Raw genomic sequence first — 22,312 nt, forward strand, 5'->3', positions numbered from 1 at the left:
CAAATTGGCTGGATGCGCGCACGATCCTGTGCACGGAATTGCAGGTTTTGACGAGAGGAACGGCTCGTGGGTGACGAACAGCCCGATGTCCTGCTGACCGGGCTGCTCTTCTACGACCTCGTCCTGACCGGTCTGGGCAAGCCGCCGACTCCCGGCGAGGAGATCTGGACCGAGGGGATGGGCGTGGGCCCGGGAGGGATCGCGAACCTGGCCGTGGCGGCGGCCCGGTTCGGCTTGAACACCTCCCTGGCCACGGTCTTCGGCGACGACTACTACGGCGCGTACTGCCGTGACCTCCTCGCCGACCAGGAGCACATCGACCTCTCCCTGTCCCGTACGGCAGCCGGCTGGCACACGCCGCTCACCGTCGCGCTCGCGTACGACCACGACCGGGCCCTGGTCACCCACGGCCAGGAGCCCCCGTACTCGCAGGACGCGCTGATGGGCGACCCGCCCGCCGCGCGCACCGCCCTCGTGCACATCGAGGCCGAGCCCCGCGCCTGGCTCGCGAAGGCGGCGGCGAACGGCACGCACATCTACGCGGACGTCGGCTGGGACCCCACCCAGCAGTGGTCCTCAGACCTCCTCGACCAGCTCGCCCTGTGCCACGCCTTCCTGCCCAACGACACCGAGGCGATGGCCTACACTCGCACCGATACCGCAGCCGCCGCGCTCGGCAAGCTCTCCGAGCTGGTGCCGGTGGCCGTGGTCACGCGGGGCCGCGAGGGTGCGGTCGCCGTCGACCAGACCACGGGCGAGTACGCCAATGTGCCGGCTCTCGATCTCGACGTCGTGGACGCGACGGGCGCCGGAGACGTCTTCGGCGCGAGTTTCGTCGCGGCCTCCCTCGGCGGGTGGCCCCTCGAAGAACGGCTGCGTTTCGCGGTGCTGGCCGCCGGTCTGTCCGTACGCCATCACGGCGGGGCCCTGGCCGCGCCCGGCTGGTACGGCGTCCACCAGTGGTGGCAGGCCCTCAAGGATCCGGAACTGCGGCGGGCGTACGGCTTCCTGGCCGATCGCCTGCCCGCGGATCCCGGTCCGCCTCTCCCGCACGCCCCGGTGACCCCGCCCGCCCCGACCGGGCAGTTCTGACATTTCCCACGTCTGACCCCACGTCTGACATCCCCACGCGAAAGAGCGAACACATGCGAAAGGCGGTGGGAGCTGTGCGGCTCTCACGAAGGGGCCTGCTCCGCGCCGGTCTGGCCGGTACGGCGGCCACGGCGCTCGGCGGACTGGCCTCCGGCTGCGCCGTTCCGACCGGATCGACCGGCCGGAACATGGTCCTTTGGTACTGGAGCGGCGGACTGAGCGAGACCGTCGTCAAGCAGGCCAAGGCCCGTTACGACAGCGCCGTGAACCTCAGAGCGACCCAGATCGGCGGCTACTACCGCTCCAAGCTGCTCACCACGATGACCGGCCGGGCCCACATCCCCGACATCGTGGGACTCAAGGGCGAGGACATGGCCTCGTACCTGCCGAACGCCGACCAGTTCGTGGACCTGCGCACGCTCGGCGCGGACAAGCTCAAGAGCCAGTACCTGGACTGGAAGTGGCAGCAGGCCATCGCCCCCGACGGCAGCCTCATCGGCTTCCCCATCGATGTGGGACCGGTCGTGCACTACTACCAGCCCGCCGTCTTCGAGAAGGCCGGGCTGCCGTACGAACCGGACGACGTCTCCCGGGAGATGGCCACCTGGGACCAGTTCTTCGCGGCGGGTGAGCAGCTCAAGCAGCGGATCCGCGGGGCGTTCATGCTGACCGACGTCGGCAGCGTCTTCGAGATGTCGATCGGGCAGGGCGCCAAGCGGTTCGTCGACGAGGACGAGAACTTCATCGGTGACCAGGAGCATGTACGTGTCTGCTGGGACCGTGCGGTGGAGGCCAAGCGCCGCGGGCTCGTCTCGAGCATCGTCAGCGGCACACCCGACTCGATCTCGGCCAAGGAGAAGGGGCGGCTGCCCAGCATGCTGAACGCCTCCTGGGCCGCGGGCGACCTCAAGCTCGAAGTGCCGAAGATGGAAGGCGAGTGGCGGGTCGCGAACTGTCCGGGCGGCCCCTCCAACGTGGGCGGCTCGTTCCTGGCGATCACCAAGGCGTGCCGCGAACCGGAACGGGCCTTCGAGATCATCAGCTGGATGCTCAACGCGGACAACCAGGCCCAGGGTTTCGTCGAGGCCGGGCTCTTCCCCTCGACCCCCGCCTCCTACGAGATGACCAAGCTGCGCGAGCCCGACCCGTTCTTCGGCGACCAGATCACGATGGACGTCTACGGGCCCGCCGCGGAGAAGATCCCGGTCGCCTTCAACAGCCCGTTCGACGTCGCGCTCGGGCAGCCCATCAGGGACGAGATCAAGAACGTCGGCGTCCTCGGCAAGGACCCGAAGAAAGCCTGGAGTGACGCCATGAGCAAATGCCGGCGCATCGGGGAGCACCTGGGGGTGAGCGTCTGATGGCTACCGCACCCGTGGTCGACAAGCCCCCCGCGTCCGTGCTGGAGACACCGCCCGAGCAGCCGAAGAAGGGCATCCTCAGCTACTGGCGGCTGTATCTCGCACTCTCCCCCTTCTATCTGCTCTTCCTCGTCTTCGGCCTGATACCGGTCGGCTTCTCGCTCTACCTGTCCTTCCACCGCTGGGACGGCCTCGGCTCGATGGAGTGGGCGGGGCTCGACCAGTACAAGTACCTGCTGAGCGACACCGACTTCTGGAGCTCGATCGGCAACACCATCGTCATCTGGGCACTGGCCACCTTCCCCATGATCTTCCTGGCGATGATCACGGCCGTGATGCTCAACTCGGCGGTCCGCTTCAAGAACCTCTACCGCTTCGCGTACTTCCTGCCGAACGTCACCTCGGTCGTGGCCGTGGCGATCATCTTCGGCTCGGTGTTCTCCACCAACTTCGGCCTGGTGAACGCCCTCTTGCAGGCGGTCGGTCTCGACCAGGTGGCCTGGCTGAACACTCCGTGGGGCATCAAGGTCGCCATCGCCACCCTGATGACCTGGCAGTGGACCGGCTACAACGCGATCATCTTCCTCGCCGGTCTCCAGACGATCCCGGGCGAGCTGTACGAGGCCGCCCGCGTCGACGGCGCAGGACCCGTGCAGACGTTCTTCCGGATCACGCTGCCGCTGCTGCGGCCCGTGCTGCTGTTCGTGCTCGTCATCTCGACGGTCACCGGACTGCAGAGCTTCTCCGAACCTCAGGTACTGCTGCAGACCACGGCCAACGAGTCGACGTTCTCCGGCGGTCCCGACCACGCGGGCCGGACGATGGTCCTCTACTTCTTCCAGCAGACCTTCGACAACAACGACTTCGGCTACGGCGCCGCCGTGGCCTGGGGCATCTTCCTCGTCGTCGTGCTCTTCTCGATCATCAACTGGCGCCTGGTGCAGCGCCGGGGCGAAGAATAGGCAGGCCGGTCACCATGGCAACCACCGAAGCCAGGCCCCCCGAGGCCGAGCCCGTCAAGTCCACGAAGCCCACGCTCATCGAGGGCACCCGGCGCAGGGGCATCGCCCTCCACGGGTCGCTGATCGTGGGCGTACTGCTCTCGGCCTTCCCGTTCTACTGGGCCGTGATCATGTCGACGCACACCTCGAGCGACATCTTCTCGTACCCGCCGAAGCTGCTGCCCGGCTCGCAGTTCGACGACAACATCAGCAAGCTCTTCGACAGCATCGATTTCTTCGGGTCGATGTTCAACTCGCTGCTCGTCGCCACGTCGGTGACGTTCCTGGTGCTGTTCTTCGACTCGCTGGCCGCGTTCGTCTTCGCCAAGTTCCAGTTCCCCGGAAAGCGGACGCTGTTCGCGGTGATGATGGCGATCTTCATGGTCCCGGCCCAGCTGCAGGCCATCCCGCAGTTCGTGATCATGGCGAACCTGGGCTGGATCGGCTCGATGACCTCGCTGATCGTCCCGGCCGCGGCCAACGCGTTCGGCATCTTCTGGATGCGCCAGTACATGAAGAGCGCGATCCACGACGAACTCCTCGACGCCTCGAAGCTGGACGGTGCCGGCTTCATGCGCCAGTACTGGCATGTGGCGCTGCCGGTCGTCCGGCCGGGCCTCGCCTTCCTCGGCATCTTCACGTTCATGGGCCAGTGGAACGACTACGCCTGGCCGTTGATCGCCCTCACCAACCCGGACAACGTGACCCTCCAGGTCGCCCTCTCCCAGCTCAACGGCGTCCACGGCACCACGGACTACGGGATGGTCATGACCGGTGCCGTACTGGCCCTGATCCCCCTGCTGATCGTCTTCGCCATCGGTGCCAAGCAGATCATCGCGGACCTCGGCAAGGGAGCCATCCGCTGATGCGCCGCGATCCGCTGATCGCGCTGCGCCCCTGGGAGGCACCCGAGCTGACCTCCTGGGGCCGGCTGCCGATGAACGCCGTGGACCGCCGCGACGACGCGCTGTCCCTGGACGGCTCCTGGCACTTCCAGCTGCTGCCCGCGCCCGGCGCCAACTCGGGCGAATGGACGCGGATCGAGGTGCCCGGCGCCTGGACGATGCAGAACGTCGACGACCTCCCGCAGTACACCAACTTCCGTATGCCGTGGGGCGAGTACCCGCCCGCCTCGCCCACCGCAAACCCGACGGGCGTGTACGAGCGCTCCGTGGACATCCCCGCTGAATGGGCCGGCCGGCGGATCGTGCTCCAGGTGGGCGCGGCCGAGAGCGTCCTCCTCGTCCATGTGAACGGCCACCCGGTCGGCATCTCCAAGGACTCCCACCTCGCCGCCGAGTTCGACCTCTCCGACGTCGTACGCCCCGGGGGCACCGCCACGCTCCGGCTCACCGTCATCAAGTGGTCGGACGCCTCGCACATCGAGGACCAGGACCAGTGGTGGCACGCCGGGATCACGCGGTCGGTGCTGCTGTACGCGAGGGATCCGCTGCATCTCGCGGATGTGACCGTGCGGGCACGGCGGGACGGGCGGCTGCGGGTGGACTGCCAGGTGCGGAACGGGTCGGGCGCGCTGCCGGAGGGTTGGTACGTCACGGGGGCGCTGGAGGGTCAACTCCTCGCCCAGGACGCCGAGTTCGACCGGCTCAACGCCGAGGACATGCGGGTGTCCGACTTCCTCGGCGAGGCCCGGCTGCGGGCGACCGTACGGGACGTGCTCCCGTGGACCGCCGAGACACCCGAGCTGTACGAGCTGACGGTACGGCTGCACCGCGCCGACGGTTCCGTGGCCGACACCTCGCACCACCTGGTCGGCTTCCGTGACGTCGAGATCCGCGGCCGGGACCTGCTGGTCAACGGCGAGCGCGTCTTCATCCGGGGCGTGAACCGGCACGACTTCCACCCGCTGACCGGCCGCACGGTCACGGCGGACGACATGCGCGCGGACCTGGTCGTCATGAAGCGCTTCGGCTTCAACGCGATCCGTACCGCGCACTACCCGAACGACCCGACGCTCCTCGACCTCGCCGATGAACTCGGCTTCTACGTCGTCGACGAGGCGAACATCGAGTCCCACGACCACGCCCATGAGATCGCCGACGACCCCCGCTACCTGGGCGCCTTCGTGGACCGGGTCTCGCGCATGGTGCTGCGCGACAAGAACCACCCGTCCGTCGTCATCTGGTCGCTGGGCAACGAGTCGGACTACGGCGCGAACCACGACGCGGCGGCGGGCTGGGTACGCCGGCACGACCCCACCCGCCCCCTGCAGTACGAGGGCGCGGCCAAGCTCGACTGGTCCGACGAGACGGTCGCCTCGGACATCGTCTGCCCGATGTATGCCCCGATCGAGGACTGTGTCGCACACGCCCTGTCCGGCAAGCAGACCAAGCCGCTCATCCAGTGCGAGTACTCGCACGCCATGGGCAACAGCAACGGCACCCTCGCCGACCACTGGGCCGCCATCGAGTCAACCCCGGGTCTTCAGGGCGGTTTCATCTGGGAGTTCTGGGACCACGGCATCCTCCAGCAGGTGAACGACGGCAGACCGGCCGGACGCTCGGGCGTCGGCCTGTACGACAACGGTGTCACCGCGCCCGGCCATCGCTGGGCGTACGGCGGCGACTTCGGCGAGACGACCCACGACGGCGCGTTCATCGCCGACGGCGTGGTGTTCCCGGACCGCACACCCAAGCCGGCGATGTACGAGCACCGGGAGATCGCGGCGCCGGTCCGGCTGACATACGACCAGGGGGTGCTCCTGGTCCACAACCGGCAGCACTTCCGCACTCTGGAATGGCTGGCCGCCGAGTGGCGTCTCGTGCGCGCGGACGGCGGTACGGAGAGCACACCGGCCGACCTGCCTGACGTACTGCCGGGTGAGTCGGCCGCGGTGCCCGTACCGTTCCCGCTGCCCAACCCCCGCGAGGCTGAGGCCTGGCTGACGCTGCGGGTCACGACGGCGGGCGACGAGGCCTGGGCGCCGCGCGGCACGGAGGTGTGCCTGCCGCAGGTCCGGCTCGGGGGTACGGAGGCCATCGCGGCACCGACGCCGGTGGCCGGTCCGCCCGCGGAGATGGATGAGGAGGGGCTGCTGGTCCACCCGATGCTGGCCTCGCCCCCCGTCCTGAGCCTGTGGCGCGCCCCCACCGACAACGACGAGATCGGCGGCATGGCGGCCTGCTGGCGGGACTGGGGTCTGGACGCGCTCGTACGCAAGGTCGTGGGCGTGGAGCGGGACGGCGCCCGGGTGACGGTACGGGCCGAGTACGAGACCGGCGCCGGGAACGTCCGCCACGAGCAGGTGATCACGCCCTTCGCCGGTGGTCTGCGGTTCGAGGAGTCGGCCGAACTCCCGGGGGCCCTGGACGACGTGGCGCGGGTCGGCACCGTCTTCGAGACGGTCGGCGGGCTCGACGTCCTGGACTGGTACGGGCAGGGCCCCTGGGAGTCGTATCCGGACCGGAGCGCGGGTGCGCCCGTCGGCCATCACTCGCTCCCGGTGGACGAGCTGTTCACCCCTTATCTGCGGCCCCAAGAAAGCGGCGGTCGGCATGGCGTGCGCCGGTTCACGCTGTCGGCGCCGGACGCCACCGGGCTGGCCGTGGAACTCGGGGCGCCGAGCCAGGTCTCGGTCTCCCGCCACCGCGCCGAGGACCTGGCCGTCGCCACACATCACGACGAGCTGGTGCCGCGGCCCGGCTGCGTCGTGCACCTCGACGCCGCGCACCGGGGGTTGGGCACGGCCTCGTGCGGGCCCGACACCTCGGCCCAGTACCTCATTCCGCCGGGCATCCACCGCTGGGCCTGGACCCTGCGCGTCCTCTGATCTCGCCACCCCCCTCTCCCGGAACACTCCCCCTTCCCACGGAGCAGACGTGTGTACATGTACTTCGCATGAGCATGACCAGGCCCCCGAGGCCGAACAGGCGGGCGCCGGCAGACGCAACTTCCTGCGAGCGACCGCACTGATCGGCGCGGCCACGGCGGCGGTCGCGCTGCCGACGGCCACCGCGCAGGCGGCACCCGCACCCACGGTGTCCGCCGCGAAGACCCGCTGGAGACCCGACCCCGACAGCAGCCGCTTCACGCTCGTCGTGATGCCCGACACGCAGTACCTCTTCGACGGGCCGAGCATCAACCCCGCCCCGATCGAGGCCTCCCTGCGCTACATCCTGGAGCAGGGCAAGGACGAGAACATCGTCTTCCTCTCCCACCTGGGCGACCTCACGGAGAACGGCACGCAGGCCGAAGTCGCCGCGGCGAGCAAGGCGTTCGAGCTGCTCGACCGGCGGGGCGTCGGCTACAGCGTCCTCGCGGGCAACCACGACGTGAAGTCCTCCACCGACGACCAGCGCGGCCCGACCCCGTATCTGGACGCCTTCGGCCCCCGCCGCTTCAAGAGCAAGCCCACCTTCGGCGGCGCCTCACCCGACGGCTACAACACCTTCCACCTCTTCAAGGCCGCCGGCCGCCAGTGGCTCGTACTCGCCCTGGACTGGCGGCTGTCGGCGCAGGGATACGCCTGGGCCAAGGACATCATCGCCCGCCACCCGAAGACGCCGGTCATCCTCACCACCCATGAACTGGTCTACGAGGACGACACCCTCTCCCCGTACGGGCAGCAGCTCTGGGACCGGCTGGTCAAGGAGCACGACCAGATCTTCCTCAGCCTCAACGGGCACTACTGGCCGGCCGCCCGCGCCGTCCGCAAGAACGCCGCCGGCAACGACGTACATCTGCATCTGACGAACTACCAGAACCGTTACTACGGCGGCGCGGCGATGATCCGCCTCTACCGCTTCGACCTCGACCGCGACACCATCGACGTCGAGACGATCTCCCCGTGGATCCTCGGCCGCGCGGGCGACGGGCTCAACGAGCTGGAGCGGCAGGAGATCGAACTGACCGGCCCCGAGGACCGGTTCTCGGTGGCGATCGACTTCGAGCAGCGCTTCTCCGGCTTCGCCCCGGTGCCTCCGCGGGCGCCCCGGCCCGCCTCAGAGATGCTCGTGCGGGGGACGTTGGCGTACTGGCGCTTCGACGGCCACGGAGAGGGCGAGGTGATGGACGGCACCGTCCGCGACCTCTCCGGGCGCGGCAACGACCTGACCGTGGTCAAGGTGGGCGACGGCTCGCTCACCTGGTCGTCGGCCCACCACCCCGACCAGCCGGGCCACGGCAGCCTCTTCTTCCACGGCGACAAGTCCCCGCTGCGGGGCGCCTATCTCCGTACGGCCGAGAAGGCACCGCTCAACTCGGCGACTTTCAGGGGCGGTTACACCGTCGAGGCCTTCTACCAGTTGCCCGCCGAGTGGAGCCCGTCCCGCAACGCCTGGTCCGGGCTCATCAGCCGCACCGGTACGGGCGGCGCCGCCGGCAAGACCGAGGGCGACCCGGAGGAGCCGCTCGCCACTCTGTCCCTGTCCGACGGGCCTGGACCGCAGTGGGCGGTGCGTCCGCTCAACCAGCAAGGCATCGCGACGAATTGGGGCGACGAGACGGCCCGCGAGGTGTGGTGGCACGTCGCCGTCGTCAACGACGGTTCGCACACCACGCTGTACGTCCAGGGCTGCCCCGTCGCGCGCAATCCCACCGCGCGCTCTGTCGGGCTCACTTCGCTCGGCCTGCCATGGCTGCTCGGCGGCTACGAGTACGCCGGAAAGATCGACCAGATTCTGCACGGGCGGCTCGGTGACGTACGGATCGTCGAACGCGCCCTGCCCGTCACGTCGTTCATGAACCACTGACCTCCCGAGGGGCTGTGACCCAACCATGTCCGATCAGCAACTGCCCGACTGGGCCGACCCATCCGTCTCCCCCGCCGCCCTGGACCCACAGGGTGTATCCAGACGCCAACTCATGCGCCGAGCGGGCCTGTTCGGCGCCGCCTTCGCCGCGGGCTCCCTGGCCACCCCTGCAGCCGCCGACAGCCGGCGGCTCGGCGGCAACGACCCCCGCCTCGCCTATCTCGTCGGCGACCACCACGTCCACTCCGTCTACAGCCACGACGCGAAGTACACCTTCGACCAGGTCGTCAAGGGAGGCGCCAAGTACGGCGTCGACTGGCTGGTGTTCAACGAGCACTCCAACTTCGGGCACGCCGAGTTCGGGGCGCAGATGGAGCACCAGGAGATCCTGAAGGCGCGGGCCGCGAACCCGCGTCAGCTGATCTTCCAGGGCCTGGAGTGGTACATCCCCGGCGCCGAACACTGCACGGTCTTCGCCGCGCCGGGCCGGCACGAGGTCGACATCCTCACGAAGTTCGAGCTCGCCTACGACGGCAAACTCCTCGGCTACGACAAGGGCGGCCCGAACCACCCTGACACCGCACGCAACGAGGCGCACGCCGTCAAGGCCATCAAGTGGCTGGCCGAGCAGCGCCGCAAGGGTTACGTGGACGACGTGCTCGTCCTCGCCAACCACCCGCTGCGGCTCGGCATCGACTCCCCGCACGAGATGCGCAACTGGCGGGACGCGGCCCCCGAGATCATGATCGGCGTGGAGGGCGCGCCCGGCGCCCAGGGCGGCGCCATCCCCGGCTGGCGCGGTCCGACCTCGATCCGCGGCGAGTACGAGAACAAGCCCTCGGAGAACTCCTGGCCCGGCTACCCGGCCGACGCCTACGTCACGTACGGCGGCTTCGACTGGATGACGGCCACCGTCGGAGGTATGTGGGACGCCATGCTCGCCGAGGGCAAGCTGTTCACCATCACCACCAACTCCGATGTGCACCGCGTGGTGTTCGACACCTGGAAGAACGGCGACTGGGCCCCCGGTCAGAACTTCGACAACACCGGCCGCCTCCCCGACCCGGTCAACACCACCGAGCCCCAACCAGGCGGCGACTTCTGGCCCGGCCAGTTCAGCCGCACCCACGTGGGCGTGACCCGCTACGGCTACCGATCGGTGATGGCGGGCCTGCGCGCGGGCCGCGTCTGGCTCGACCACGGGCACCTGCTGGACGGCCTCGAGGTCCGCGTGAAGCGGGACCGCGACTTCGGCCGCGGTGTGACGCTCGGCGGTCGGCTGCGCGCACGCAAGGGCGAGAAGCTCACCCTGTACGTGACGGTGACGACCGCCTCCCGTCCCAATCCCCAGGGAATCCTCCCGGAGTTGGCCCACATCGACGTGATCCGCGGTGCGGTACGGGGCCGGGTGACGGACCGAGACGAGTGGCGGGCCCCCGACACGAAGGTCGTGCACACGAAGGAGGTATCGGGTCGCAAGGGTACGTACACCTTGCGCATCCCTCTGACAGCGGGCGACGAGTCCTTCTACGTCCGCCTGCGGGGCAGCGACGGCAACCGCAATGGAACGGGCTATCTGGGGGCGGCAGTTGACCCCCACGGCCCGATCCCACACGAGCCGGGGAACGGCGACCCGTGGGCGGACACGTGGTTCTACTCGAACCCGGTGTTCGTGGACGTAAGTTGAGCCTCGAGAGTTTTTTGGGGGGCGTGGGACTGCATCGCCATGCGGCGGCGCAGTCCCACGCCCCTCACCCCCTACGGCGAGGCGGAAGGGGTTGGACTGAACGCCCGATCACAGTGCGGCCAGTCACTGAAGTCCCGGTCCTGACTCCACAACCGCTTCGCCGCGAGGATGTTCCACTCCGGGTCGAGCGCCTTGCGGGGCGTGCCGCCCAGCTCCCGCAGCCGGGCGTCGGAGATCTGGAACAAGCCCCAGTTCCGTGTGCCGTTGGTGTTCGGGAGGATGTGCAGCGGGTCGAGGAAGGACTGGCAGTCGGCGATCGCGACCGCGCGGTCCGGTGCCTCGGTGAACACCGCTCGGATGTGGCGCCGCACCTTGCCCTTCGACCATGCGTTCATGCGCACCTGTGACTCGTAGAGCGCCTTCTTCGTGGCGTCGCCGACCACGCCATTTGCGGGCTCGATGCCTGCGTATACCTGGAAGGCGGTCACACGGCGCAGCGTCTGCGGTCCGAAGTCACCGTCCACGCCGATCTCTGTGCCCTTGTCGTGCAGCAGTTCCTGTATCTCGCGGACGCACGCGTCGTGCTGGCCCATGGCCACCACCTCCCGGCACGCGGGGGTGAACAGGAGCCGGTTGTCCGTCTTCTGCAGGACTTCGGCGTTCGCGGCGCCACCGCCGTCGCTGTCCTCGTCCGGGCGGCCCTGCGACGGCAGGGTCAAGGCCAGCCCGCCGAGAAGCAGCACGAGGCCGACGGCCACGCCGACGTAGACCCGCCGACGGCGCCACCCCGCGGTCCCGGAACCGTCCGAGGGCTCCCGCGGTACGTCCGTGGGCGCCGCGGCCATGCCCGCGGTGCCACCGTCCGCGCCGTGCCCGACGCCGAGGTCAGCGGGCTCCGGGGGCTCCGCAACAGGTTCCGGCGACCCCCCGACGGGTTCCGGCAACTCCACGACCCGCTCCGGCGGTTCGGGCTCCGGTTCCCGGGCGGCGTCCGCCAGGGCCCAGAGTTTGTGCAGCGTGCGTAGCTCCTCCGGAGCGGCACCGCAGGCCACCGCGAGGCGGTGCACGGTGCCGTAGTCGTGGGGGACCGAGGTCCCCGAGCAGTAGCGGTGCACGCTGGAACCGCTCGCTCCGGCCTTTGCGGCGAGAGCCGCGTAACTGAGTCCCGATCTCTCCTTGAGCGAGCGCAGACAGGCTGCGAATCGCTCGGACTCCGTGCACGAAGACACGGGGGTCCCCCCTATTTTCTTTTGGCCGTGCTGAACGGCGGAGTTGTACGTAGATGAGAGGGCGCCCCAGGTTTCCCCCACCCGGCCCCCGCGCCCGGCCACACTGTGCCAGAAACTCACCGCTCGCACCCCGGCCAACTTCAGCCACTTCTGGAACGGATCATGGTGTCCGCTTCCGGCATTCCCCGCGCCGTCCCAGCACCGTCCCAGCGCCCCGAGGGCGCCGCAGGTAGGTCACTGGAACGCCGTCCCAGCGTCCCACCAGCCCGGATTCCCTTGTTCCGGCCCGTCTCCCGTTGCCAGCCTCGGGGCGTCAGAGAACGAACCACCCCCCTCCGAGGAGACATGCTCGTGGCCCGATTCATGCCCCAGATCCTGCGTAATCGTTCGAAGGCCGCCGCGTTCGCGATGAGCGTCGCAGCCGTCGCGTCCTTCGCCCTGCCGGCCTCCACCGCCCAGGCGGCACCCACCGCGGTCGACTGCGAAGCCGGGGACGTCTGCTTCTGGACCGAGCGCAACTTCGAAGGCAGGAAGTGCAGTTGGGACGCGGCCGACATGGACTGGCGGAGCGCCCCTGTCACCTGCTCCTGGTCGGCCACGCACAACGTCAAGTCCGTCTATAACGCGGGCACGTCATCCCGCTTCACCGGCGTCGTCTACTACAAGGGCGCAAACGGGAACGACCGCGCCGGCTGCACCCGCCAGCAGCACGGCGGCAACCTGGCCGGCACCTACAAGCTCCGCTCCCACGAATGGACCACCGGCCGCTGCGGCTGACCCGGCATCAGCCGGCCGGGGCCGCTTTCGGGCGGCCCCGGCCGGCATGGCCGCGCTCGCCGTTCCCGTGGTCGCGGCGGCGACTCCTGACGAGGACAGCAGCTCCCATGTGAACCAAACGGCGGGCGACAGCGCGAAGGGGCGCGGGGGCTTGCGGACCGGATGCACCGGTCCGCAAGCCCCCGCGCCCCTTTTCGGCCACGGCGCTCAGGCGTAGAAGCGGGACAGGCTCTGCAGCACGGCCGCAGGCTTGGCGCCGCCCTCGATCTCGATCGTGCCGTCGACGGTGACCTGTACGCCGCCCGGAACGTCCTCGACCGACGCCAGCTTCCCGACCAGGCGGATCTTGGAGCCGACCTTCACCGGCGAGGGGAAACGCACCTTGTTCAGCCCGTAGTTGACCTTCGTCGAGACGCCCTCGACGTCCAGCAGCTCGGTGAACAGCGGGATGAAGAGGGAGAGCGTGAGGTAGCCGTGGGCGATGGGGGCGCCGAACGGGCCCTCCTTGGCGCGCTCGGGGTCCACGTGGATCCACTGGTGATCCCCCGTGGCATCGGCGAACGTGTTGATGCGCTCCTGGGTGACCTCGATCCACTCACTCGTCCCGAGGTCACTCCCCGCAAGCTTCTTGAGCTCGTCGATGCCGTTCACAGTGATGCTCATATGCCGTTCCTTCACTACGAGTTGGAAGAGTCCGAAGACTTGGGAGCGCCGTACCGCGTACGCACCCGGGATTTCAGCAACTTGCCGGAGGCAGTCCGCGGAAGTTCCTCCGCGAGCACCACCGACTTGGGGATCTTGTACTTGGCCAGGCGCCCGGCCAGGGAGGCGAGGACCTCGTCCGGATCGAGCTGCACGTCCTCGCGGGGCACGACAACGGCCCGCGGCACCTCGCCCCACTTGTCGTCCGGCACGCCGATGACCGCGCACTCGACGATGTCGGGGTGGGCGAGGAGCAGGTCCTCGATCTCGGCGGGGTAGACGTTCTCGCCACCGGAGATGATCATGTCCTTGATGCGGTCGACGATGTAGGCGTAGCCGTCCTCGTCGACCCGGGCCGCGTCCCCGCTGCGGAACCACCCGTCGCTGAAGGTGGCGGCGGTCTCGTCCGGCAGCCCCCAGTAGCCGGGCATGACATTCGGCCCACGGACGACGACTTCGCCGGTCTCGCCGACCTCGACCGGCGCCATGTCGGGCCGTACGACCCGGACATCGGTGAAGAAGTGCGGCACCCCGGCCGAGCCCGCCTTGCTGACGGCGTGCTCGGCGTCCAGGAAGAGCGTGCCGGGCGAGGCCTCGGTCATGCCGTAGCCCTGGAGGAAGGTGAGCCCGCGCTCCTGGTACTTCGCGATCAGCGGAGTCGGGACCGGTGAGCCGCCACACGTCAGGATCCGCAGCGACGACAGGTCCGCGTCGGCCCAGCGCTCGTGCCGCGCCACCTGGTCGAACATCGTCGGGACGCCGAACATGAAGGTGATCCGGTGCTGTTCGATGAGGTCGAAGGTGGCGGACGGGTCGAAGGCCTCGACCAGTACGCAGGTGCCGCCCTTGAGCAGGACCGGCAGGGTGAGCATGTTCAGGCCGGCCGTGTGGAACAACGGGGCGGAGACCAGGGCCCGTTCTTCGGCGATCAGGTCGTGGTCGATGAGGACGTTGACCGCGTTCCACGTCAGGTTGCCGTGCGTGAGCATGGCGCCCTTGGGGCGGCCGGTCGTCCCCGAGGTGTACATGATGATGCAGGTGTCGTCGGCCCCGACGGTCTGATCGATCGGCTCGGCGGACGCCCCGGCGATCAACGCCTCGTATTCGGGGCCGACTTCGACGTACGACCGCACATCGGTACTGCCCGGAAGCCCGGCGACGAGCCCGGCGTGCGAGGGCGCGAACACGAGTGCCTTGGCGCCCGAGTCCGCGAGCTGGTAGCCGATCTCGGGCCCGGCGAGACGGGTGTTGAGGGGCACGAAGACCGCGCCGAGTGTGCCCGAAGCGAACAGCGTCTCCAGGTAGGAGGGATGGTTGGGGCCGAGGTAGGCGACCCGGTCGCCGCGTCGGATACCTGCCGTACGCAGGGCGTGTGCGAGGCGGGTGGTGCGCTCGTACAGCTCGGCGTACGTCGTCTCGGTGTCGTGGTGGATCAGGGCGGTGCGTCGGGGTGTCTTGCGGGCCCGGCGTGCGGGCCAGGACCCCACTCCCTCATTGCGCATCGGTGGCCCCCTTACGCCTTCGTCAGTCCGAGCAGCCGGGCCGCGTTCTCCTTGAGGATCTTCGGCCTGACCTCGTCCTTGATGGGCAGTTTCTCGAAGTCCGCGAACCAGCGGTCCGGGGTGAGGACGGGGTAGTCGGAGCCGAACAGCACCTTGTCCTTGAGCAGCGTGTTCGCGTACTGCACGAGCTGCGGCGGGAAGTACTTCGGCGACCAGCCGGAGAGGTCGATGTGCACGCCCGGCTTGTGCGTGGCCACCGCGAGGGCCTCGTCCTGCCAGGGGAAGGACGGGTGCGCCAGGATGATCTTCAGGTGCGGGAAGTCGGCGGCTACGTCGTCCACGAGCATGGGGTTCGAGTACTTGAGCCGGATGCCCCCGCCACCGGGCACTCCGGCGCCGATGCCCGTCTGGCCCGTGTGGAACAGGGCGATCGTGCCGGTCTCCTCGATCACCTCGTACAGCGCGTACGCCACGGAGCGGTCGTTGGGGAAGAAGCCCTGGATGCTGGGGTGGAACTTGAAGCCCTTCACCCCGTACTCCTCGACCAAGCGGCGGGCCTGCTTCACGCCGGCCTTGCCGCGGAAAGGGTCGATGGAGGCGAAGGGGATCAGGACGTCCGGGTTGGCGGCCGCCGCTTCGGCGACCTCCTCGTTCGCGACGGGCTCGGTGCCGGTGGCGGACTCGGCGTCGACCGTGAAGATCACGGCGGCCATCTTCCGCTCGCGGTAGTACGCGGCCGTCTCCTCCAGGGTGGGCTTCCGCTTGCCCTCGACCTTGAAGTAGGCGGAGGACGCGTCGTGCAGGTCGTCATCCAGCGAGGACTTGCCCTTGGAGGAGACCTCGGCGTGGGTGTGGACGTCGATCGCGACGAGTTCCTCGACGTTGAGGTTCGTCATGGTTCACGCCTCCGGGAACTTCGGCGCGGGGACGCCCACAGTCTGCGGCTCGGCGCCCAGCGAGGTGGGCCAGGCGTCGGCGAGGGTGTCGGGGGCCCAGCCACCGTCAGCGTACGCCGCCTTGATCTCCTGCGGATGCGACCACAGCGTCACCTTGTCGCCGCCGATGCCGATGGCCTGGCCGGTCACCTCGCGGGCGGCCTCGGAGGCGAGGAACGGGATCAGTGCGGCGCAGTCCTCGGGGGTGCCGAAGCCCTCGCCCTTGCGCAGGAAGTCCGGCAGCGGCTCGCCCTGCTTCATGGCCTCGATGTAGGGGGCGAAGGCCGGGATCGTCTCGGTCATCGCGGTGGCGGCGACCGGCACGATCGCGTTGACGGTGATGCCCGAGCGGGACAGCTCCATCGACCACGTACGGGCCATGGCGGCGATGCCGGCCTTCGCGGCGGAGTAGTTGGTCTGGCCGAAGTTGCCGCGCTGTCCGGCCGGGGAGCCGACCAGGATCAGGGTGCCGCCCTCGCCCTGCTCGCGCATGCGGACGGCGGCGGCGCGGGCGCAGGTGAAGGTGCCCTTGAGGTGGGTGGTGATCACCGCGTCGAAGTCGTCGTCGGTCATCTTCCACAGGACCCGATCCCGGAGGATGCCCGCGTTCGTGACCAGGATGTCGAGCCGCCCGAACTCCTCCACGGCACGCGCGACGAGCCGATCCGCGGCCTCGGACGTACCGACCGGAACCACCTCGGCGACCGCGGTGCCCCCGGCCTCGGTGATCGCCTTGACGGCCTGCTCGGCGACGTCGGCGTCCACGTCGTTGACGACCACGGAGGCGCCTGCGGCGGCGAGAGCGTGCGCGTAGGCGAGGCCGAGACCACGGCCGGAGCCGGTGACGACGGCGACCTTGCCGGAGAGATCGATGCTGGGCACGACGGTGTCCCTTCGAGAAAGCGGATGCGGCTGCGAGACGAGCGAGCTGCGGCTACGAGATCGAAGCTTGCGGCTACAGGATCGAAGCTAAGGACAATAATTGTCGACGTCAATAGTTGTTGTAGGCCGAGCTGTGCGCCATGCTGTGAGCACCACGCCCACCCGCCCCCGACCGGGGCCTCGACCAGGGAGCCCGCCATCGCCGGCCAGCCGCACGCCACGAACCCCGACGCCATCGACGCTCAGGAGCCGTGGATGCGCGGGCTGCACTCGGACACCGGCTACCTGCTGTACCGGATCGGTCTGCGCTCCGGGCAGGTGTTCAACGCGTTCCTCCAGGAGTCGGGGCTACGACTGCGCCACTACGCGCTGCTGCGCTACCTGACCACCACGGAGGGCGCACTCCAGCGGGAGCTGAGCGCTCGCCTCGGGTACGACCCGAGCGCCATCGTCGGCCTGGTCGACGACCTGGAGAAGCTTGGTCTGGCCGAGCGCCGCCCGTCGCCCGACGACCGCCGCAGCCGGATAGTCGTCCTGACGGAGGACGGCCGGTCGTTCCTGCGCGACTCCCACGAAGCGGGGCGGCGGGCGACGAGCGCTCTGCTCCACCCTCTGGACGCAGCCGAGCGGGACACGCTGCACGCTCTCCTGCAGCGGATCGCCGAGTCCGAACTGGGCTGATTTTTGTGGCGAGTTGAGCTTGGACATTGCTTGGAAAACGCTTGGACGAACCGATGACTGTACGTTCGGCGCCCGACCGCCTTCTCGCCGTGCTCGCCGCGTTCGACCACGACCATCCGGCGCTGTCCCTCACGGACATCAGCCGCCGGGCCGGGCTGTCCCTTACAACCGCCCACCGGCTGGTGGGTGCGCTCAGCGAGTGGGGTGCTCTGGAGCGCGACGCGTCCGGGACGTACCACGTGGGCCTGCGCCTGTGGGAGGTCGCTGCGCTGGCGCCCCGCGGGCTGGCGCTGCGGCAGGTCGCGCTTCCGTATCTGGAGGACCTGTACGAGGCCACGCACCAGAACGTGCAGATGGCCGTGCGGGACGGTGACGAGGTCGTCTACATCGAGTGGATCTCCGGCCACTCGGCGGTCGGCGTGCACATCCGGGTGGGCGCGCGCTGGCCACTGCACGCGACGGGTGTCGGACTCGCGCTGCTCGCCTTCAGCGACGTGGCGTCGCAGGAGGCGTACTGCGCGCGGCCGCTTGTGGCCTTCACGCCGCACACGATCACGGACCCGGCGATCCTGCGCCGCGTCCTGGCCGAAGTGCGGCGCACGGGCGTGGCGGTGAGCAGCCGCCAGGTGACGGAGGACGCCCTGTCAGTGGCGGCGCCTGTCCGCAACGCGGACGGCTCCGTCGTCGCGGCGACGTCGGTGGTGGTCCCCGAACGGGACGCCCAAGTACCGGCGTTGATCCCGGCGGTACGGCTCGCTGCGCTGGGGATCTCGCGAGCACTGGGGTGGCAACCGCGTGCCTCCGCCTCCGCCTCCGGCGGTTGAGCAGTTGGGTTCGTTGTCGGCTGCAGCGCCGTCGTGGCTGGTCGCGCCCACGCGGCGGAGCCGCAAATTGACACAGCCCCGCGCCCCTTGGGTGCGTGGTGGGTGCGGGGCCGCGGTCCGGTGCGTCAGCCCGTCGCCAACAGGGCATACGACCCCGTGCTGACACAGCGTTCTGGTATGCCCAGACCGAAGCTAAGCGACGGGCATAGGACGCACCGGCCCACGTCCCCTCCCACCGGCGGGAGAGTGCCGGTTTCGTCGTGGCTGGCGAGCATGACGACTGGTCAGCTTCGTGGCTGACGGTTCGGTGGGGGCGCCCCTTTAGGGGCGCGGGGAACTGCGCGACCAGCCACAATGCACCCGCAGCCGCGAGCGGGGCCTGGGGGCGCAGCCCTCAGTTTCGGGAAGGGGCGGGGCTGGGGAAAGGAAACCCCCCGCCCACGAACCCGCACCCGGCGGAGTTCAGGCCGCCGCGCTGCTCGTGTGCGCGCTCGCGGCATACCGCACCGGCGCCCCCACATGCCGCGCGGTCCCCACGCAGCTGACCCACCCGCCCTCGGACGTAGGCGTAACCGTCCACCGCGCGGTGACCCGCCCACCCGCAGCCACAAAGTCCGCGCTCACCAACCCGAGCGCCTGCACACTCCAACCCCCAGGAACCCGAAGCTCAAGCCCAGCCCCAGTCCACGGCTTGGCGGAGCCATTCGCAAGCGTGGCCGTCACCACAAACCCGTCGCCGCGCGAAACGACATCGAGCGAAACGCCGAACTGCTTGCGCTCGTACCGGTCCGCCCAAGACGACCGCATCAACCGCACCAACGCATCCGCCTCACCAGGCCGCTTGGACGCGATGTCATCCCGCTCACCGGGATCCCTGGCAAGGTCGTACAACTCGACCTCCCACTGCTCATCGGGCACGTTCCGATCCTGACCCGGCGCAAACCGCACCGCCTTCATATCCCCCCGCCGCAACGCCTCGGCAAGCCGCCGCCCCCGCCACCGATCGATGGCATCGGAACCCGGAGTCCGCCCACTGTGGTTGCGGTAGAAGTACAGGTGATCATGGCGGGCGACGGCGTCCGCGCCACCCCGCAACAGCGGCGCGATGGACAGCCCGTCGACATCCGCCGGGGCGGGCGCGCCCGCGAGCTCGGCAAGCGTCGGCAGCAGATCGGTGAGCGGAGTCGGCCGATCCGTGACACCGGAACGAACCCGCTTCGGCGACCAGGCGATGAGCGGAACGCGGATACCCCCCTCGTACAGGTTCCGCTTGATCCCACGCAGCCCGCCGCTCGCAGCGAAGAGCCCAGGGTCGGTACGCCCCTCCTCGTGCGGCCCGTTGTCACTGGTGACGATCACCACGGTCCGGTCCGCTATGCCGAGCGAATCCAGCCGCTTGGTGACGTTGCCGACGAGCGCGTCGAACTTGCTGACCTGCGCGGCGTGCAGCTTGTCCGGCCGCGGCCAGGGGCGGGACCCGTACGCCCCGATCTCGGGCGCGCTGCTCGGCGCGTGCGGCAGGGTGGGCGTGAGGCAGAGGAGGAAGGCCTCGTCCTTGTGCGCGTCCATGAAGTCGAGGGCGCGGGCCTCGAGGAGGTCGGGGGCGTAGGCCCGTCTGGCGCCGTCTTCGTTCTCCGGGATCTCCTCCCGCTCGGCGTTGCGCCACAGGTACGGCGGATAGTAGTCGTGCGCGTGCCGGTGCGAGATGTAGCCGTAGAACTCGTCGAAACCACGGGCGTTGGGGTGGCTCGGCTGGTTCGGCTCCTCGGGGCCGAAGCCCCACTTGCCGACCAGCGCGGTGCGGTAGCCGCGGGCGCGCAGGGCCTCGGCGAAGGTGAAGTCGCGGTCGGTGAGGGCCGCTTGGCCGCCGGGTCCCCACGGGTTCTCCCGTACGGTCGCATGCCCGCTGTGCAGTCCGGTGAACAGGGAGCAGCGCGAGGGCGCGCAGACCGGGGCCGCCGCGTAGGCGTCCGTGAAGCGCAGGCCCTCGGCGGCGAGGGTGTCCAGGTGCGGGGTGCGGATCAGCTTCTGTCCGTACGCTCCGAGCTCGCCGTATCCGAGGTCGTCCGCGAGGATCACCACGAAGTTCAGCCCGTTCGCCGGGGATTGGGCGGCGGGCACGACGGGGGCCTGCGGGAGCGCGTCGGTGTCCGGGGTCGTGGCCGACTCGCAGGCCGTGGCCGCCCCTGTGACGCCGAGCGCGACTGCGGTCCCGGCGAGAAAGCGACGGCGGCTGGGCATACGTGTTCTCCTGTGCGTGGTTCAGTGAGCGTGGTGTGCGGCGTCCGTGGCCGAGGAGGAAGATGAGGAAAGGGATACTCGGACCCACAACGCGGCACACGGTAGGAAGTCAGAAACAGCCCGAAGGTTCCCACCATTTGACGCTCGGCTTAATTTTTTTCGTGCGCGGCTTGATCACGCCGTCTGATTCGCGTCTCGTGGCTGGTTCCTTATGCTCCACGCCCCCCGGCGCGCCCACTGATCCACGCGGACAATATCCGTCTCACCGGTGAGGACGTACGCCGGGGCCTGCCGGATGCGCCCGGGTCCTGCCGGATGCGGCGGGGCGCCGCCGGTCACGGATCCGGTCCCGCGCCTGTGACCGGGGGCTTCGCCCTCCGGGCGCCCGCTCTTCCCCTTCGTTCAGAGTGTGAACTCCGCTCCCCCGCAAGCACTTTCTCTGCTTTACCTCTTGACGACTGACGTGACAGAGAGCACATTGTCGGGCGCGGCTTCATTGAGAGCGCTCTCAAGCCTCTCGGTGGATCCCCCACCCGCACCCCCACACCACCGTGAACGAGGCATCCATGAGTGGAACCCATAGCAGGCGCAAACCCCTGAAGCATGTGTTCATCGCCGTACTGAGCACGCTGGGCCTGGCCGCGGGCGCCGCGGCGATCACCCTGCCCGCGAACGCGTCTCCCCCACCGCCCCCGTCCGGCTGGACCGAAGTGTTCACCGACGACTTCAACGGCGCCGCGGGCACCGGCGTCAACCGCGACAACTGGCAGTACGCCACCGGCACCGGCTACCCCGGCGGCCCCGCCAACTGGGGCACCGGCGAGATCGAGACGATGACCGACAGCACGGACAACGTCTCGCTCGACGGCAACGGCAACCTCCGGATCACGCCACGCCGCGACGCCTCCGGCAACTGGACCTCCGGCCGCATCGAGACCAACCGCACCGACTTCGAGCCCCCCGCCGGCGGCAAGCTGCGCGTCGAGAGCCGCCTCCAGACGCCGAACGTCACCGGCGCCGCGGCCAGGGGTTACTGGCCCGCGTTCTGGATGCTGGGCGAGCCGTACCGCGGCAACTACCAGAACTGGCCGATGGTGGGCGAGCTGGACATCATGGAGAACACCCAGGGCCAGAACACGGTGTTCGCCACGATGCACTGCGGCACCGCCCCGGGCGGCCCCTGCAACGAGAACACCGGCATCGGCAGCTCCACCGCGTGTCCCGGCGCGGCCTGCACGGCCGGCTTCCACACCTTCGCCCTGGAGTGGGACCGGTCGAGCGACGTCGAGGAGATCCGCTTCTACGTCGACGGCGACAACTACCACACGGTGCGCGAGAACCAGGTCGACGCCACGACCTGGACCAACGCCACGGACCACGGCTTCTTCATCATCCTGAACGTCGCGATGGGCGGCGCCTTCCCGGCCGCCCACGGCGGCGGCCCGGACGCCGCCACCGAGCCCGGCCACCCGATGGTGGTCGACTACGTCCAGGTCCTCCAGTCGACCGGCTGACACCTGCGCCATCTCCGGAAACCCCCCACAAGGGGCGGGCCGAACGGCCCGCCCCTTCTCCGTGTCCGCGCCCGTTCTCCGCCCGGGAATCCCCGGCCGCCGTGCGTGGTTGATCCCAAGCGGTCGCCACCTCGCTCGACGACAATGGGGTTCCGGCACACAAGAACGGACGG

General features: G+C 69.4%; 16 protein-coding genes and 1 pseudogene. 11 read left to right on the forward strand and 6 right to left on the reverse strand.

The window, feature by feature from the left end; genetic code table 11:
• The first annotated feature begins 66 nt into the window (after positions 1–66).
• From ACQEVY_RS07560 to ACQEVY_RS07590, 7 genes are all read left to right on the forward strand, one after another.
• Complete coding sequence (locus ACQEVY_RS07560; RefSeq protein WP_432946119.1) at positions 67–1,092, forward strand: carbohydrate kinase family protein; 1,026 nt, start codon at positions 67–69, stop codon at positions 1,090–1,092.
• Between the two features lie 74 nt (positions 1,093–1,166).
• Positions 1,167–2,453, forward strand: coding sequence for an extracellular solute-binding protein (locus tag ACQEVY_RS07565; RefSeq protein ID WP_432955107.1), 1,287 nt, complete (start codon positions 1,167–1,169; stop codon positions 2,451–2,453).
• Positions 2,453–3,415 carry a carbohydrate ABC transporter permease gene (locus ACQEVY_RS07570; RefSeq protein WP_432946121.1) on the forward strand — a complete coding sequence of 321 codons (963 nt, stop codon included), beginning with the start codon at positions 2,453–2,455 and terminating at the stop codon, positions 3,413–3,415. Before ACQEVY_RS07565 ends, ACQEVY_RS07570 begins: the two co-directional genes overlap by 1 nt.
• Positions 3,416–3,429: 14 nt before the next feature.
• Positions 3,430–4,320 (forward strand): carbohydrate ABC transporter permease, encoded by an 891-nt coding sequence (locus tag ACQEVY_RS07575; protein ID WP_432946123.1) that lies wholly within the window; start codon positions 3,430–3,432, stop codon positions 4,318–4,320.
• Positions 4,320–7,244, forward strand: coding sequence for a glycoside hydrolase family 2 TIM barrel-domain containing protein (locus tag ACQEVY_RS07580; protein ID WP_432946125.1), 2,925 nt, complete (start codon positions 4,320–4,322; stop codon positions 7,242–7,244). The genes ACQEVY_RS07575 and ACQEVY_RS07580 overlap by 1 nt, the downstream gene beginning before the upstream one ends.
• 49 nt (positions 7,245–7,293) lie before the next feature.
• Positions 7,294–9,165 carry a LamG-like jellyroll fold domain-containing protein gene (locus tag ACQEVY_RS07585; RefSeq protein WP_432946127.1) on the forward strand — a complete coding sequence of 624 codons (1,872 nt, stop codon included), beginning with the start codon at positions 7,294–7,296 and terminating at the stop codon, positions 9,163–9,165.
• Between the two features lie 25 nt (positions 9,166–9,190).
• Entirely contained in the window at positions 9,191–10,852 is a 1,662-nt protein-coding gene (locus ACQEVY_RS07590; RefSeq protein WP_432946129.1) for a histidinol-phosphatase, read from the forward strand.
• A gap of 71 nt (positions 10,853–10,923) precedes the next feature.
• Here ACQEVY_RS07590 and ACQEVY_RS07595 read toward each other — a convergent pair whose 3' ends face one another.
• Entirely contained in the window at positions 10,924–12,081 is a 1,158-nt protein-coding gene (locus ACQEVY_RS07595; protein WP_432946131.1) for a helix-turn-helix domain-containing protein, read from the reverse strand.
• A 345-nt stretch (positions 12,082–12,426) separates the two neighbouring features.
• Here ACQEVY_RS07595 and ACQEVY_RS07600 point away from each other — a divergent pair, with 345 nt between their 5' ends.
• Positions 12,427–12,858: a peptidase inhibitor family I36 protein gene (locus ACQEVY_RS07600; protein ID WP_432946133.1), complete on the forward strand. Its 432-nt coding sequence runs from the start codon at positions 12,427–12,429 to the stop codon at positions 12,856–12,858.
• A gap of 207 nt (positions 12,859–13,065) precedes the next feature.
• On the opposite strand, the gene ACQEVY_RS07605 is transcribed toward ACQEVY_RS07600, so the two are convergent.
• From ACQEVY_RS07605 to ACQEVY_RS07620, 4 genes are read right to left on the reverse strand one after another with little or no spacing between them, the layout of a single operon-like run.
• Positions 13,066–13,521 carry a MaoC family dehydratase gene (locus tag ACQEVY_RS07605; RefSeq protein WP_328767379.1) on the reverse strand — a complete coding sequence of 152 codons (456 nt, stop codon included), beginning with the start codon at positions 13,519–13,521 and terminating at the stop codon, positions 13,066–13,068.
• Positions 13,522–13,535: 14 nt separating this feature from the next.
• The gene (gene menE, locus ACQEVY_RS07610; protein ID WP_432946135.1) at positions 13,536–15,062 is read right to left on the reverse strand and encodes an o-succinylbenzoate--CoA ligase; all 1,527 of its coding nucleotides are present in this window, start codon (positions 15,060–15,062) and stop codon (positions 13,536–13,538) included.
• An 11-nt stretch (positions 15,063–15,073) separates the two neighbouring features.
• Positions 15,074–15,958, reverse strand: a complete 885-nt coding sequence (locus ACQEVY_RS07615; protein ID WP_328767381.1) for an amidohydrolase family protein — start codon at positions 15,956–15,958, stop codon at positions 15,074–15,076.
• 3 nt (positions 15,959–15,961) lie between these two features.
• The gene (locus tag ACQEVY_RS07620; protein WP_328767382.1) at positions 15,962–16,879 is read right to left on the reverse strand and encodes an SDR family oxidoreductase; all 918 of its coding nucleotides are present in this window, start codon (positions 16,877–16,879) and stop codon (positions 15,962–15,964) included.
• 255 nt (positions 16,880–17,134) lie between these two features.
• On the opposite strand from ACQEVY_RS07620, the gene ACQEVY_RS07625 reads away from it, so the two are divergent.
• Together ACQEVY_RS07625 and ACQEVY_RS07630 are read left to right on the forward strand one after the other, a co-directional pair.
• A complete protein-coding gene (locus tag ACQEVY_RS07625) occupies positions 17,135–17,560 on the forward strand; it encodes a MarR family winged helix-turn-helix transcriptional regulator (RefSeq protein ID WP_432946138.1) in 426 nt (141 codons plus the stop codon).
• A gap of 53 nt (positions 17,561–17,613) precedes the next feature.
• Positions 17,614–18,384 carry an IclR family transcriptional regulator gene (locus ACQEVY_RS07630; protein ID WP_432946140.1) on the forward strand — a complete coding sequence of 257 codons (771 nt, stop codon included), beginning with the start codon at positions 17,614–17,616 and terminating at the stop codon, positions 18,382–18,384.
• A 462-nt stretch (positions 18,385–18,846) separates the two neighbouring features.
• On the opposite strand, the gene ACQEVY_RS07635 is transcribed toward ACQEVY_RS07630, so the two are convergent.
• Positions 18,847–20,625: a sulfatase-like hydrolase/transferase gene (locus tag ACQEVY_RS07635; protein WP_432946142.1), complete on the reverse strand. Its 1,779-nt coding sequence runs from the start codon at positions 20,623–20,625 to the stop codon at positions 18,847–18,849.
• Between the two features lie 566 nt (positions 20,626–21,191).
• Between ACQEVY_RS07635 and ACQEVY_RS07640 the strand changes: the two are divergent.
• Positions 21,192–22,136 (forward strand): annotated as a pseudogene (locus ACQEVY_RS07640) (glycoside hydrolase family 16 protein); the annotation flags it as partial.
• Positions 22,137–22,312 lie beyond the last annotated feature (176 nt).

The organism is Streptomyces sp. CA-288835, assembly GCF_050936385.1.
Taxonomy (GTDB): Bacteria; Actinomycetota; Actinomycetes; order Streptomycetales; family Streptomycetaceae; genus Streptomyces.

Coding starts and splice junctions, on each gene's coding strand:
- ACQEVY_RS07600 (WP_432946133.1), top strand. CDS start 12,427: ATGCTCGTGGCCCGATTCATGCCCCAGATCCTGCGTAATCGTTCGAAG.
- ACQEVY_RS07590 (WP_432946129.1), top strand. CDS start 9,191: ATGTCCGATCAGCAACTGCCCGACTGGGCCGACCCATCCGTCTCCCCC.
- ACQEVY_RS07630 (WP_432946140.1), top strand. CDS start 17,614: ATGACTGTACGTTCGGCGCCCGACCGCCTTCTCGCCGTGCTCGCCGCG.
- ACQEVY_RS07625 (WP_432946138.1), top strand. CDS start 17,135: ATGCGCGGGCTGCACTCGGACACCGGCTACCTGCTGTACCGGATCGGT.
- ACQEVY_RS07575 (WP_432946123.1), top strand. CDS start 3,430: ATGGCAACCACCGAAGCCAGGCCCCCCGAGGCCGAGCCCGTCAAGTCC.
- ACQEVY_RS07615 (WP_328767381.1), bottom strand. CDS start 15,958: ATGACGAACCTCAACGTCGAGGAACTCGTCGCGATCGACGTCCACACC.
- menE (WP_432946135.1), bottom strand. CDS start 15,062: ATGCGCAATGAGGGAGTGGGGTCCTGGCCCGCACGCCGGGCCCGCAAG.
- ACQEVY_RS07635 (WP_432946142.1), bottom strand. CDS start 20,625: ATGCCCAGCCGCCGTCGCTTTCTCGCCGGGACCGCAGTCGCGCTCGGC.
- ACQEVY_RS07570 (WP_432946121.1), top strand. CDS start 2,453: ATGGCTACCGCACCCGTGGTCGACAAGCCCCCCGCGTCCGTGCTGGAG.
- ACQEVY_RS07580 (WP_432946125.1), top strand. CDS start 4,320: ATGCGCCGCGATCCGCTGATCGCGCTGCGCCCCTGGGAGGCACCCGAG.
- ACQEVY_RS07605 (WP_328767379.1), bottom strand. CDS start 13,521: ATGAGCATCACTGTGAACGGCATCGACGAGCTCAAGAAGCTTGCGGGG.